We start from the raw sequence: 13,607 nt of genomic DNA on the forward strand, positions 1-13,607 counted from the left end.
GCCGCATCCGGGTCCTCCCACAGGGTTTTAGGGTTGCCGCAGTTCTTGAGTACAGCCGCAGAACCTGTGGGAGCGCGGCTTGCCCGCGATGAACGATAACGCGGTATCCCTGACCATCAACTGGGCGCAAACCGGTCACGGCTGTTGGTCAGGTGCAACCACATCGCCGCCCGCGCCGCATCCGGGTCCTGGCGCTTGATGGCGTTGAGGATCGCCTCGTGTTCAAGGTTGGCCAACTGACCCAGCTTGCTCAAATCCACCGCGCCGCGCTCGGCGGCATTGACCCGGGTGCGCGGAATCATCGCATTGCCCAGGTGCTGCATGATCTCGGTGAAGCACAGGTTGCCGGTGGCTTCGGCGATCAACAGATGAAAGCGCCGGTCGGCTTCGACGCAGCTGTCGTTGTTGGCCAGCAGGCTTTGATAGTCGTCCAGCGCTTGACGCATCTGCAACAGGTGCAGGTCGCTGCGACGGCTTGCCGCCAGCGCGGCCGCCTGGGTTTCCAGGCCCATGCGCAACTCCAGAATGCTGCGCACCCCCAACGCCGTGTCGACATTCAGGCGCAGCCCCTGCTCCGGCGCACGCTCGATCACGAACGTGCCAATGCCATGGCGGGTTTCCACCAGCCCCGAGGCCTGCAACTTCGAGATCGCCTCACGCACCACTGTGCGACTCACCCCATGCTCCTGAACGATGGTGTTTTCCGACGGCAACTTGTCGCCGGGCAACATCTGCCCGAGCAGGATGCGCTGGGTCAGTTTCTCCACCAGGTCATGGGCCAGATTATGGCTGCGCTTGCGAGCAGGTACTTCGAGGTCTTCTTGCATCAGGCTGTCCACCAATCAGGGCTATCGAATCGTAGCACCGCGCCTGGCGGGAATCGTGAAAAATTTCGCTCAACTTGTATGACAACACTCAAGATCAAGACCATTTCGAGCCGCAAAACACGCGAATCAGCACTGACAAAAGTATAAAAACACCCATACAAAGCACCATTTTGTTGGATAAGCATGGTTGCGCGATGAAAAAATCTAGTTGTATGATGTCTATCAACAACGCAGCACTCAGCTTCACCCCGCATAAAAATAACGAGTGGGAGAAAACGCAGTGAATACATCCATCTCCGGGATGCGCGACGACGCCGATTCAGCGCTGAAGTCCGCTATCGCCAAAGTCAAACGTCACGTCTTGCCGCTGTTCGTCATCATGTTCATCGTCAATTACATTGATCGGGTGAACATCGGCTTCGTCCGCGCCCACATGGAACACGACCTGGGCATTGGCGCTGCCGCCTATGGCCTGGGTGCCGGTCTGTTCTTCATCGGTTACGCGCTGTTCGAAGTGCCTTCCAACATCCTTCTGCAAAAAGTCGGCGCGCGCATCTGGCTGACCCGGATCATGCTGACCTGGGGCCTGGTGGCCGCGGGCATGGCGTTCATCCAGAACGAAACCCACTTCTACATCCTGCGTTTTCTGCTGGGCGTGGCCGAAGCCGGGTTCTTCCCCGGGGTGATCTACTACTTCACCCGCTGGTTGCCTGGCGTGGAGCGCGGCAAGGCGATCGCCATCTTCCTCAGCGGTTCGGCGGTGGCCTCGCTGATCTCCGGTCCACTGTCCGGCTTGCTCCTGCAAATCGAAGGGCTGGGCATGCACGGCTGGCAGTGGATGTACTTCATCGAGGGCATGTTCTCGGTCGGGTTGTGCGTGTTCGTCTGGTTCTGGCTGGACTCCAAACCCCACGACGCCAAATGGTTGAGCCGCGAAGAGCAGGACGCGCTGGTCAAGGCCATCGATGACGAACAACTGGCCCGCGAAGCCGCCACGCCGATCAAGCCGTCACTGGGCAAGTTGCTCAAGGATCGCCAGATCATCCTGTTCTGCCTGATCTACTTCTTTATCCAGCTGACCATCTACGCCGCGACGTTCTGGCTGCCGAGCATCATCAAGAAGATGGGCGACCTGAGCGACGTCCAGGTCGGGCTGTTCAATTCGATTCCGTGGCTGCTGTCGATTGTCGGCATGTACGCCTTCGCAACCTTGTCGGCCAAATGGAAACACCAGCAGGCCTGGGTTGCCGCCGCGCTGCTGATTGCAGCCACCGGGATGTTCATGTCCACCACCGGCGGGCCGGTGTTCGCCTTCGTTGCGATCTGCTTTGCCGCGCTGGGCTTCAAATCGGCCTCGTCACTGTTCTGGCCGATTCCCCAGGCCTACCTGGATGCACGCATTGCCGCTGGCGTCATCGCGTTGATCAACTCGGTGGGCAACCTCGGTGGTTTCGTTGCGCCGACCACTTTCGGTCTGCTGGAAGAACGCACCGGCTCCATTCAGGGCGGGCTCTACGGCCTGGCCGCGACCTCGATCATCGCCGCCATCATCGTCTTCGCCGCCCGCAACACCCCCAAATCCGCGCCTGCCGTCGAATCGGCCAACGCTGCGCCACGTCACGCCTGAAAGGATAAGAAAATGACCGCACAAGAAATCGCCAAGGCCCCGATCATCACCAGCATGCAGATTGTTCCGGTGGCCGGCCACGATGGCATGCTGCTCAACCTGAGCGGCGCCCACGGCCCGTTTTTCACCCGCAATATCGTGATCCTCAAGGACAACGCCGGCCACACCGGCGTCGGCGAAGTGCCGGGGGGCGAGCGCATTCGCCAGACCCTCGAAGACGCGCGCAGCCTGGTGGTCGGCAGCCCGATTGGCACGTATCAGAAGATTCTCAATCAGGTACGCCAGACCTTCGCCGACCGCGATGCCGGTGGCCGCGGTTTGCAGACCTTCGACCTGCGCATCACCATCCACGCCGTCACCGGCCTGGAAGCCGCCTTGCTCGACTTGCTCGGCCAGCACCTGGACGTGCCGGTGGCCGCCCTGCTCGGCGAAGGTCAGCAGCGCGATGAAGTGAAGATGCTGGGTTATCTGTTTTATGTCGGTGACCGCAACGAAACCGACCTCGCCTACCGCAGCGAACCGGACGCCGACAACGACTGGTTCCGCGTGCGCCATGAGCAAGCCATGACCGCCGACGCGGTGGTGCGCCTGGCCGAGGCAGCCCATGCCCGTTACGGTTTCAAGGATTTCAAACTCAAGGGCGGCGTGCTCAGCGGCGACGCCGAAATCGAAGCGGTCACCGCCCTCGCCGAACGTTTCCCCGATGCGCGCATCACCCTCGACCCCAACGGTGCCTGGTCACTGAAAGAAGCCATCCGCCTGTGCCGCGATCAGCACCGCGTGCTGGCCTATGCCGAAGACCCGTGCGGCGCGGAAAACGGTTACTCGGGACGCGAAGTCATGGCCGAGTTCCGCCGGGCCACAGGCCTGAAAACCGCGACCAACATGATCGCCACCGACTGGCGGGAGATGGGTCACGCGATCCAGTTGCAGTCGGTCGATATCCCCCTGGCCGACCCGCATTTCTGGACCATGCAGGGCTCAGTGCGCGTGGCGCAGATGTGCCACGAATGGGGCCTGACCTGGGGTTCGCATTCCAACAATCATTTCGACATCTCCCTGGCGATGTTCACCCATGTCGCGGCGGCCGCGCCGGGCGAAATCACCGCCATCGACACCCACTGGATCTGGCAGGACGGCCAGCGCCTGACCAAGGCCCCGCTGCAAATCGTCGACGGCTGCGTGCAGGTGCCGCAGAAACCGGGGCTGGGTGTCGAGCTGGACATGGATCAACTGGCCAAGGCCCACGAACTCTACAAAGGCATGGGTCTGGGCGCGCGGGATGACAGCGTGGCGATGCAGTTCCTGATTCCTGGCTGGAAGTTCGATAACAAGCGGCCGTGCCTGGTGCGTTGAATCAACGGTTGCGCGTGGCCGCCTGTTGGCGGCCTATTCTAAAAAAGCGCTCGGAGCATGGCGCTTAAGCCCCTAAAATGACGCGCTACTGAATCAACGACGGATGAAACCAACATGGACAGGCTGAAAACCATCGCCGCTTGCATGGCGATGCTCGCCGCTGGCCAATGCGTGGCGCAGGATCAAATCGAGACGGTAGTGAACGCCGCAGTACAACCGGTGATGCAGGCCGAGGGTATTCAAGGCATGGCCGTGGCGGTCACCGTCAACGGCCAGGCGCACTACTTCAACTATGGTGTCGCCTCGAAAGAAACCGGCAGCCCCGTCACACAGGACACGCTGTTCGAGATCGGCTCGGTCAGCAAAACCTTCACCGCCACCCTCGCCGCCTACGCCCAGGCCACGGGCAAGCTGTCGCTGTCGGACAAGGCCAGCCAGGTCCTGCCGGCCTTGCGCGGCAGTGCGTTCGACCACATCAGCGTGCTGCAATTGGGTACCTACAGTGCCGGCGGTTTGCCCCTGCAATTTCCTGCCGAGTCCGATTCGGCCGACAAAATGCTCGGCTACTACCAACAATGGAAACCGCTCTACGCCCCCAGCAGTCACCGACTGTATTCGAACCCCAGCCTGGGTCTGTTCGGCTACCTCGCCGCCCACAGCATGGGCCAGCCGTTCGATGAACTGATGGAGAAAAACCTGCTGCCGAAACTGGGCCTCAAGCACACCTACCTGCATGTTCCGCAGGACCGGATGGCGCTCTACGCCCAGGGCTACAACAAGGACGGCAAACCGGTACGGGTCACTCCGGGTGCGCTGGATTCCGAGGCGTATGGCGTAAAAACCAGTGCCGCTGACTTGCTCGCTTACGTCGAGGCCAACATGCACCCGGCGTCTCTGGAAAAGCCGTTGCAGCAAGCCATCGCCCTGACTCACAGCGGCTACTACACCGTCGGCGACATGACCCAGGGCCTCGGTTGGGAGATGTATCGCTATCCGCTGACACTGGATCGCTTGCTGGACGGCAACTCCACGCCGATGGCCATGCAGGCGCATAAAGTCCAATGGCTGACCCCGCCGCAAGCGCAGACGCAGGACATGCTGATCAACAAGACCGGCTCAACCGGTGGCTTTGGCGCTTACGTGGCGTACGTGCCATCGAAGGACATCGGCATTGTGATGCTGGCTAACAAGAATTATCCGAATGCGGAGCGGGTCAAGATCGCTCATCAGGTTTTGAGTGCCCTTACTCGGTAAGCCTTGTTTGCTTTCCCAGAGAAAAAGACGACATCTAGAAGTTAATACTGATCATCTGATACACGAAACCTGTGGGAGCGAGCTTGCTCGCGATGACGGCCTGACATTCAGCATTTACATCGACTGTTACGGCGCCATCGCGAGCAAGCTCGCTCCCACAGAAAAACGTTCCATCGCCACAAGATTGAGGATCAATCATCCGGCATTTCCGGCGGCTTGGCCGGTTTGCCCGGTTTTGCAGGTTTGGCGCCCTTGGCACCTTTGACCGCCGGCTCGGCTTCCGTAACGGGAGCGGCCACGGTCGCCGTGAATTCTTTCTCGGCTGCCGGCAACTGATCGACCGCGCTGAAAATCTCGTCCAGCTTGATGGCGTCCGATTGATCAAGTTTCTTTTCGCCATCCTTGCCGACCAGGATCACCTTGGTCTTGGCGCCGGCGCCCAGCTTGAGCGAGCGGATCAGCGCCGCCGTGTCCTGGGGCCCGAGGTCCTTGCCATCGCGCTGGCCCATCAGGTTGAGCACGGTGTAGAGCACCATGTTGCGATCGGTGAAACTTTTTTTGTTGGCCGGTTCATCCAGCGACTTTTTCAGGCTGATCCAGGTCGGATCAACAGTACTCGGGGCGATGACAATCAGTGGCCGGGCCCTGCCTTTGTCCATGTCCAGCGGTGAGCCGTCATCGGCGGCGAACAGGGGGCCGGCAATCGCCAGCAAGGTAGCCAGGGTCAGTGACCTGATGAGCATGCGCATCTCCTTTTTGATATCCACGCTCTAATGATTGCGCATCGCGGCGATCGTTCCGGTTGACGTCCCGCAAATGTTTTCCGCCTTGCCCCAAGCTTAGGTCAGGGCGGTCATTGCGCAACAGGTCGGGCTAATCATCAGGCGGGAGGACGGCGGGTGTATTTCGATGACCCGGACGGGCATCTGTTGGAAATACTCACCCGCGAATGACGCTGGCGTGGCGGATGGAATCAGAACGCCAGCTTGTAACCGATCAACAACAGCATGGTCGCCAGGCAAGGGCGCAGCAGTTCGTCGGAGATGCGCCCGGTCAGGTGGCTGCCCAGGTAAATCCCCGGCAACGAGCCCACCAGCAAGTAACCCAATACGTGCCAATCCATGTTGCCCATGCTCGCATGGCCAAGGCCCGCGACCAGGGTCAGCGGCACGGCGTGGGCGATTTCGGTGCCGACCAGGCGGCGGGTCGGCAGCATCGGATAGAGAATGAACAGGGCCACGGTGCCCAGTGCACCGGCGCCGATGGACGTCAGCGCGACCATGGTGCCGAGGACCAGGCCAGTGATGACCGTCAGGACATTGAGGCGCGAGCCGCTGGGGTTGTAGTTGCCGCCCGCACGTTTGTGGGCGAAATCCAGCAGACGTTTCTTGAACAGAATCGCCAGCGCCGTGGCGAACAACACAAAGCCGAGAGCCTGCTTGATGATCGCGTTCATTGCATCGGGGCTGGAGTGCAAGCTGCTCAGGAACCACAACGTCAGCGCCACCGCGGGCACGCTGCCAAGGGTCAGCCAGCCGGTAATCGCCCAGTCGATGTTGTTGTTCTTGCGGTGCACCAGTACACCGCTGGATTTGGTGATGGCAGCGTACAGCAGGTCGGTACCGACCGCGGTCGCCGGGTTGATGCCGAACCACAGCAGGATCGGGGTCATCAATGACCCGCCACCCACGCCAGTCATGCCGACGATAAAACCCACCACCAATCCGGCAACGACCAACCCGATGTTCACTAAATCCATGAATACGTCCACAACGATCGCAGGGAAAATCTGGCCCGCAGCATAGCGATATTTCTTATAACCAGTTATATCGATACGATCTATCTTTATGCCCTGAACTCACTGCACCGGCAGGAAATTCAGGAACAGCAGGCTCTGCGCATAATTCAGGCCGATGCGCCGGTAGCGCTCGTCGAGCATCTGGGTCAGCAGGTCCAGGCGGGCGACGATCTTGCCGAACTCGACGGCAAAGCTCAGGTTGCTGCCCTCCTCCGAGATTTCGTTGGAAAACAGCAAGGGCTGGCCTTCCCTGTTTTGGCGCTGGCTGAGGATCCAGGTGGCGATCTCGATGTTGCGCGCGGCATTGCTGACGAACACCGGATTGATCGTATCGGTCATGTAGAACTCGGTGCGGTTGCCGTGGGCGGTCACCAGCATGCTGCCGATGGCATAGATGAACGCTCCGACCCGATCACCCAGAAATTCCGGACTCATGGCGAAGCGCAGGGCCGCCAGGTCCTTTTTGCCGCCCAGGGTCGGTAACGGCTCCTGCTGTTCGATGGCCATGCGCACTTGCTTGCCGGCCGTGCGGGCATCGAGGAAACCGGACTTTTTCAGCTCGTCGGGGTTGCGCAGGTACAGCTTGCCCATCAGCAGGTAAAGGCTGTCGAGGTTGTCGCGCATGGTCAGGGTGGCCATGCGGTCGACGCTGGTTTGCAGAAACTCCCGGGGGTTGCCTTCGCGCATCTGGGTAAAGATGTCGCCACCCTGCTGCTGGCTGCAACCGGTGACGAAGAACATCGACAGACCTGCCAGCAGCAGGCAACGACGGCGGAATATTGAGTTGATCGCAGGTAAAACTCGAGCCATGGGGTCTTGGACTTGGACATGGGCCGACGGTGGGGATCGCCGCAGGCTGCCATGGATAGAGCCGGACATTTGGAAAAAGTGCGGTAACGGCACAAGGCAATCGATCACCGGCAAGGTCCGCCTCAAGGTTCGCAGCCTGCGGGGAACCGATGGACTATTCTGCTGCCCACTGAAATAACCATCGGCATTCATCAGGGAGGTTTGCATGCGCACACTTGAATTGGCTGGCGCCACAGTGCCTGTCATTGGCCAGGGCACCTGGCAGATGGGCGAAGACCGCTCACGACACGCGCAGGAAGTCGCGGCACTGCGCCTGGGCATCGAACTGGGCATGACCCTGATCGACACCGCCGAAATGTACGCCGAAGGCGGCGCCGAGGAAGTGGTCCGCGATGCCATCGCCGGCCAGCGCGACAACGTCTTCGTGGTCAGCAAGGTGTACCCGCACAACGCCAGCCGCCAGGGCATTCCCCAGGCTTGCGAGCACAGCCTGCGCCGGCTGGGTACCGATTACATCGATCTGTATCTGTTGCATTGGCGCGGCCAGTATCCGCTTGCGGAAACCGTCGACGCCTTCGAGCGTCTGCGCGAAGACGGCAAGATCGGCCGTTGGGGCGTATCCAATTTCGACCTCGATGATTTGCTGGAACTGGGCACCCCGGCCTGCGCCACCAATCAGGTGCTCTACAATCTGGAGCAGCGCGGCATAGAATTCGACTTGCTGCCCTGGAGCCAGCAGCAGCGGCTGCCGGTCATGGCATACTGCCCGATCGGTCAGGGCGGCAAAATGCTCGCCAATGCCACGCTCAAGCAAGTGGCCGCCCGCCATGGCGTCACACCGGCACAGGTGGCGCTGGCCTGGATACTGCGTCAGGACGACGTGATCGCCATCCCCAAAGCGGTCCGCCCCGAGCATGTGCAGCTCAACGCCCAAGCCGCCACGTTGCGGCTTGACCCCGGGGATCTGGAGGCGCTGGACCAGGCGTTTCATGCGCCACAACGCAAACAGCGGCTGGCGATGGTCTGAGCCAACGCAGTCTGTCAGAGAGCTTCGCCATGAGAAGCACCGACCACCTGGACCCGTTCAATCTGCAACGCTTTCTCCAGGCTCAGGACCCGGTATTCGACCGGGTCCAGACCGAGCTGAACAATGGACACAAGCGCAGTCACTGGATGTGGTTCATTTTTCCGCAGTTTGCCGGGCTCGGCGACAGCGAGATGTCGCGCCGCTTTGCCATCCGCTCGCGCGAAGAGGCCCTGGCCTACCTTGAGCATCCGTTGCTCGGCGCCCGCCTGCGCAGCTGCACCCAGGAGGTGCTGAACATCCGGGGGCGCTCGGTGGCCGGGATTTTCGGCCATCCCGACGACCTGAAGTTTCATTCCTCGATGACCCTGTTCAGCCAGGTTGCCGATGCCGACAGCCCTTTCCAGCAAGCCTTGAACCAATACTTCCACGGCATCCTGGATGACTGGACCTTGTCGCTGATGGACTCAAAACAGGCCCAGTTGCCCCCCAACCAGGGTTGAGAAGTCGTCATCGACAAACGGCAGGATCGCGTCCGCCACCGGTTGCAGCTGCCGGGTGATGTAGTGGTCGTAGTCGATGGGCGCGTTGCGCACTTCCAGCGGTTCGGGTCCGGCGACGGTGATCACGTAGCTGATCCAGCCGCCGTTCTGGTATTGCCGCGGGCGACCCTGGCGGTCGTTGTACTCGTCGGCCAGGCGCGCCGCACGCACATGGGGCGGCACGTTACGCTCATAGTCATCGAGGCTGCGGCGCAGGCGCTTGCGGTAGATCAACCGGTCATCGAACTCGCCGGCCAGGGTCTTGCGCACATAGTCACGCACATAATCCTGATAGGGCTTGCGCAGGAAGATCCGCGAGTACAGCTCCTGCTGGAACTGCCGGGCCAGCAGCGACCAGTCGGTGCGCACGGTTTCCAGGCCTTTGTAGACCATTTCGTCGCTGCCATCGGCGCGGGTCACCAGGCCGGCGTAGCGCTTTTTACTGCCCTCTTCGGCGCCCCGAATGGTCGGCATCAGAAAGCGCTTGTAGTGGGTTTCGAACTGCAGTTCGAGAACGCTTTGCAAGCCGTATTCCTGCTGCACATGCTCGCGCCACCATTGATTGACGTGCGCCACCAGCGCGTGGCCGATCTGCGCCGCCTCCTGCTGGCCGTGGGCGCGACGCAGCCAGACGAAGGTCGAGTCGGTGTCACCGTAAATCACCGCATGGCCCTGGGCTTCGATCAACTGCCGGGTGCGCAGCATGATCTCGTGTCCGCGCAAGGTGATGGACGACGCCAGACGCGTGTCGAAGAAGCGACAACCGCTGGAGCCGAGCACACCGTAGAACGCGTTCATGATGATCTTCAGCGCCTGGGACAACGGTGCGTTGTGTTCACGCTTGGCGGTTTCCCGGCCTTCGGCCACCCGGGCAACGATCGATGGCAGGCAGTGGCGGGTGCGGGAAAAACGCGCGCCACGAAAGCCCGGCACCGACTCGCTGTCGTCCGGGTGCTTGAGCCCTTCGATCAGCCCCACGGGGTCGATCAGGAAGGTGCGGATGATCGACGGGTAGAGGCTTTTGTAGTCGAGCACCAGCACCGATTCGTACAGCCCCGGTTGCGAATCCATGACAAAGCCGCCCGGGCTGGCCTGGGGAGGCTTGCCTCCGAGGTTGGGCGCAACAAAACCCTGACGGTGCATCAGCGGCATGTACAAGTGAGTGAAAGCCGCCACCGAACCGCCCATGCGATCGGCCGGCAAACCGGTGACGCTGGCCCGCTCCAGCAGGAAGGTCAGCAACTCGGTCTTGGCGAAGATCCGCGTGACCAGTTCGCAGTCCTTGAGGTTGTACTTGGCCAGCGCCGGCTTGTCTTCGGCGAACATGCGATTGATTTCGTCCATGCGCTGGTACGGGTTGTCGATGGACTTGCCCTCGCCGAGCAGAGTTTGCGCGACGTTTTCCAGGCTGAACGAGGGGAAGCTCCACGTCGCCGAGCGCAGGGACTCGATACCGTCGATGATCAGGCGGCCAGCGGCAGATGCGAAGTAGTGGTTGCCGTTGCCGTGTTCGCGCCACTGCATTTCCTCGCCGCCACGCCCCAGTTTCAAGGGCACCGCCAGGCGTCGGGCGTGCTCATGCAGCACGCGCAAGTCGAACTGCACGACGTTCCAGCCGATGATTGCGTCGGGGTCGAAGCGGGCGAACCATTCGTTGAGTCTTTTCAGCAACAAGGTCCGCGAATCGCAGTATTCGAGCTGGAAGTCCACCTGGCTATCGTCGCCATTGGGCGGACCGAGCATGTACACCTGACGCTCGCCGCAGCCTTCCAGGGCGATGGAATACAGCTCGCCCCGGGCGGTGGTCTCGATGTCCAGGGACACCAGCTTCAGGCTCGGCCGGTAGTCGGGATCGGGCTTCATCTGTGCGTCGAGCAGCAGGCCCTCGGCATTCGGCGCGCCGCTGAAACGCACCGGCGCGGTGATGAAGCGCTCCATCATGTAACGTTCCGGCGGGCGCACGTCGGCTTCGAACACTTCGACACCGGCCCGGCGCAGCGTGGTTTCCAGGCGCATCAACTGGCCATGTTGCTGGCAGTAGAGTCCGAGGACCGGGCGATGTTCGAAATCCTGCAGGGCCAGGGGCTTGAGCTCGACGTTCTTCTCGTCATGCAAAACGCTTTCGGCCGCCTGACGCTGCTCAGAAGGGATGAACGCCACCGACGGTTGATGAGGCAGGCGGATGCGCCGGGGACCGCTGTCGGTCGCCAGCCAGAACTCGACTTCCGTACCGGCCGGGGTGTCGCGCCAATGCCGGGTCAGGACGAAGCCCTGCTGTAAATCCACCACTGCAAACCTCGAAACTGATTCAGAGGGTGATTCTACCCGTCATCGGCAGGGATAGCAGACCTATCAGGCAGCCCCTGTGGGAGGGTGCTGGCCGGAAATGTGAGGTTTACCGAAGAAAAACCGCCAAATGACGTTTTTTGCGTGTTATCTGCCGCTTTCGCCCTTGCCCTGAACGCCTGCGTCTACGATTCTTCAAGAACAACGACAACACCCGAGTAACCACCATGAAAACCGTCGCCCAACTGCTCAAGCTCAAAGATCAGAAAAATCAGGAAGTGCACCAGATCAAACCCGATCACATGGTGCTCGAAGCGCTGATGAAGATGGCCGAGAAAAACGTCGGCGCCTTGTTGGTGGTGGAGAACGATGAAGTGCTGGGCATCATCAGCGAACGGGACTATGCACGCAAACTCGTGCTGCACGGCCGCTCTTCGGTGGGCACGCCGGTGCGCGACATCATGGTGTCACCGGTGATCACCGTCGACACCCATCAAACCGTGGACACCTGCCTGGGCATCATGTCCGACAGGCGCCTGCGTCACTTGCCGGTGGTGGAAGGTGGCAAGCTGATCGGCCTGCTGTCGATCGGTGACCTGGTCAAGGAAGCGATTGCCGAACAGGCGGAGCTGATCAAGCAGCTGGAGCAGTACATTCGCGGGGAGTAAGACGACACGCCGAAGATCCCCTGTGGGAGCGAGCTTGCTCGCGATGGCGGCCAGACATTCAGCGTGGATGTCGACCAATATGGCCCCATCGCGAGCAAGCTCGCTCCCACAGGGTGAGTGATGTTTTCAGCCCGGCCAATGCCGGGCGAACACCGGTGCCAGTGCCGGGTGGCGGTCGATGCGTTCCAGCCAGGCGAAAAACCCGGGCCGCGCAGTGCGCAAATGCTCCCGACTGCCCGCCCATCGCGAGACCACCGCCGTCAGCACATCCAGGGCCCCGGGCCTCTCGCTGCCCAGATACAACTCGCCCGAGAACTGATCGGCGAACACCTCCCAACTCCAGTGCAGGCGTCGGCGGGCTCCCTCCATGAGGTTCTGCCTGGATGATTCATCCGCCTCGGCCAGCCAGCGCTCGGGGTAATCGATGATGCCGATGGCCGCATAGCAATTGCTGACGATGTAAGCCATGGCGCGAATGGCCTGGTCGCGCTCGGCCGGATCCTGCGGCAACAACCCCGACGCGGGAAACGTCAGCGCGAGATGAATCAGGATCGCCGCGCTCTCGGTCAGGACGCTGCCATCGGGCAGCTGCAAGGTCGGAATCTGCTTGAGCGGGTTGAGTTTCTCCAGCGCATGGGCCGCCTCTGCAGACGTCTCCACATCGATGAAGCGATAAGCGACATCACAGAGTTCAAGAGCGGCCTCGATGGCCGCGGCCCCGGAGTTCTGATGGCCGTAGAGCTGGTACATGATCGTCTCCTTACACACCTCATCAAGCGTCTCGGCACAGGAACACGCCAGCTATCCAGTGTAGAAGCCGCCACCTGCCACACAGCGACCATCCGACGATCGCACCATCACGCCCACAAGAGGCATGCCGCCGGTCCTATCATTGCCATCGATGTTCACCATCACTTCAATGAAGTTCTCTTAAAAATTCCCCGGCGTAACATCAGCTCCATACCAACCCATAAGCACCCCGGAGCACACCATCATGAAACGCCAAACCCTCCTCAGCATCGCTTTCTCGGTTTTCGCAGTCAACGCTTTCGCCGCTACCTCTGCTCAACCTGTGGTCGCTGAAGGCGGCTCGGATCGTCTGATTGAAAGCCGTGTGGCCGAGGGTGGTTCCGACCGCCTGATCGAAAACCGCGTCGCTGCGGATGGCTCCGACAAGCTGATGCAGAACCGTGTTGCTGAAGGTGGCTCTGACAAACTGCTGCAGAACCGCGTTGCTGAAGGTGGCTCTGACAAACTGCTGCAGAACCGCGTTGCTGAAGGCGGCTCTGACAAACTGCTGCAGAACCGCGTTGCTGAAGGTGGTTCCGACAAACTGCTGCAGAACCGCGTTGCTGAAGGTGGTTCCGACAAACTGCTGCAGAACCGCGTTGCTGAAGGTGGTTCCGACAAACTGC

The 13,607-nt window shown here is 61.0% G+C and carries 13 protein-coding genes and 1 pseudogene; 8 read left to right on the forward strand and 6 right to left on the reverse strand.

The features are described from left to right. Positions 1-116: 116 nt before the first annotated feature. Entirely contained in the window at positions 117-827 is a 711-nt protein-coding gene (locus EI969_RS01335) for a FadR/GntR family transcriptional regulator (RefSeq protein WP_160385605.1), read from the reverse strand. Positions 828-1,107: 280 nt separating this feature from the next. Between EI969_RS01335 and EI969_RS01340 the strand changes: the two genes are divergently transcribed. The 3 genes from EI969_RS01340 to ampC all read left to right on the forward strand — a co-directional run bounded on the left by EI969_RS01340 (position 1,108) and on the right by ampC (position 5,064). Continuing rightward, a complete protein-coding gene (locus EI969_RS01340) occupies positions 1,108-2,454 on the forward strand; it encodes an MFS transporter (RefSeq protein WP_160385606.1) in 1,347 nt (448 codons plus the stop codon). A 12-nt stretch (positions 2,455-2,466) separates the two neighbouring features. Beyond that, positions 2,467-3,810, forward strand: coding sequence for a glucarate dehydratase (gene gudD / locus EI969_RS01345; protein WP_160385607.1), 1,344 nt, complete (start codon positions 2,467-2,469; stop codon positions 3,808-3,810). Between the two features lie 144 nt (positions 3,811-3,954). Continuing rightward, on the forward strand, positions 3,955-5,064 hold the full coding sequence (ampC, locus tag EI969_RS01350; RefSeq protein ID WP_371925824.1) for a class C beta-lactamase: 1,110 nt from the start codon (positions 3,955-3,957) through the stop codon (positions 5,062-5,064). 191 nt (positions 5,065-5,255) lie between these two features. Here ampC and EI969_RS01355 read toward each other — a convergent pair whose 3' ends face one another. Then, positions 5,256-5,807 carry a DUF4174 domain-containing protein gene (locus EI969_RS01355; RefSeq protein WP_160385609.1) on the reverse strand — a complete coding sequence of 184 codons (552 nt, stop codon included), beginning with the start codon at positions 5,805-5,807 and terminating at the stop codon, positions 5,256-5,258. Between the two features lie 132 nt (positions 5,808-5,939). Between EI969_RS01355 and EI969_RS30755 the strand changes: the two are divergent. After that, positions 5,940-6,017, forward strand: a pseudogene (locus EI969_RS30755) (VOC family protein); the annotation flags it as partial. Positions 6,018-6,037: 20 nt separating this feature from the next. Here the strand turns inward: EI969_RS30755 and EI969_RS01365 are convergent. Beyond that, the gene (locus EI969_RS01365; protein WP_110659362.1) at positions 6,038-6,823 is read right to left on the reverse strand and encodes a sulfite exporter TauE/SafE family protein; all 786 of its coding nucleotides are present in this window, start codon (positions 6,821-6,823) and stop codon (positions 6,038-6,040) included. A gap of 99 nt (positions 6,824-6,922) precedes the next feature. Next, entirely contained in the window at positions 6,923-7,672 is a 750-nt protein-coding gene (locus tag EI969_RS01370) for a hypothetical protein (protein ID WP_160385610.1), read from the reverse strand. 205 nt (positions 7,673-7,877) lie between these two features. On the opposite strand from EI969_RS01370, the gene EI969_RS01375 reads away from it, so the two are divergent. Beyond that, on the forward strand, positions 7,878-8,699 hold the full coding sequence (locus tag EI969_RS01375; RefSeq protein WP_160385611.1) for an aldo/keto reductase: 822 nt from the start codon (positions 7,878-7,880) through the stop codon (positions 8,697-8,699). Between the two features lie 29 nt (positions 8,700-8,728). Then, on the forward strand, positions 8,729-9,199 hold the full coding sequence (locus tag EI969_RS01380; RefSeq protein ID WP_160385612.1) for a DUF1810 domain-containing protein: 471 nt from the start codon (positions 8,729-8,731) through the stop codon (positions 9,197-9,199). Here the strand turns inward: EI969_RS01380 and EI969_RS01385 are convergent. After that, positions 9,164-11,524 carry a DNA polymerase II gene (locus EI969_RS01385; RefSeq protein WP_160385613.1) on the reverse strand — a complete coding sequence of 787 codons (2,361 nt, stop codon included), beginning with the start codon at positions 11,522-11,524 and terminating at the stop codon, positions 9,164-9,166. The two genes, EI969_RS01380 and EI969_RS01385, sit on opposite strands and share 36 nt — an antisense overlap. A 227-nt stretch (positions 11,525-11,751) precedes the next feature. On the opposite strand from EI969_RS01385, the gene EI969_RS01390 reads away from it, so the two are divergent. After that, entirely contained in the window at positions 11,752-12,192 is a 441-nt protein-coding gene (locus tag EI969_RS01390; RefSeq protein WP_046042792.1) for a CBS domain-containing protein, read from the forward strand. Positions 12,193-12,318: 126 nt separating this feature from the next. Here EI969_RS01390 and EI969_RS01395 read toward each other — a convergent pair whose 3' ends face one another. Next, on the reverse strand, positions 12,319-12,942 hold the full coding sequence (locus tag EI969_RS01395) for a glutathione S-transferase family protein (RefSeq protein ID WP_160385614.1): 624 nt from the start codon (positions 12,940-12,942) through the stop codon (positions 12,319-12,321). A gap of 244 nt (positions 12,943-13,186) precedes the next feature. Here EI969_RS01395 and EI969_RS01400 point away from each other — a divergent pair. Continuing rightward, positions 13,187-13,607 (forward strand): phage infection protein (locus EI969_RS01400; RefSeq protein WP_160385615.1); only part of this gene is annotated, 421 nt, incomplete at its 3' end.

The organism is Pseudomonas sp. PB101, assembly GCF_009764265.1.
Taxonomy (GTDB): Bacteria; Pseudomonadota; Gammaproteobacteria; order Pseudomonadales; family Pseudomonadaceae; genus Aquipseudomonas.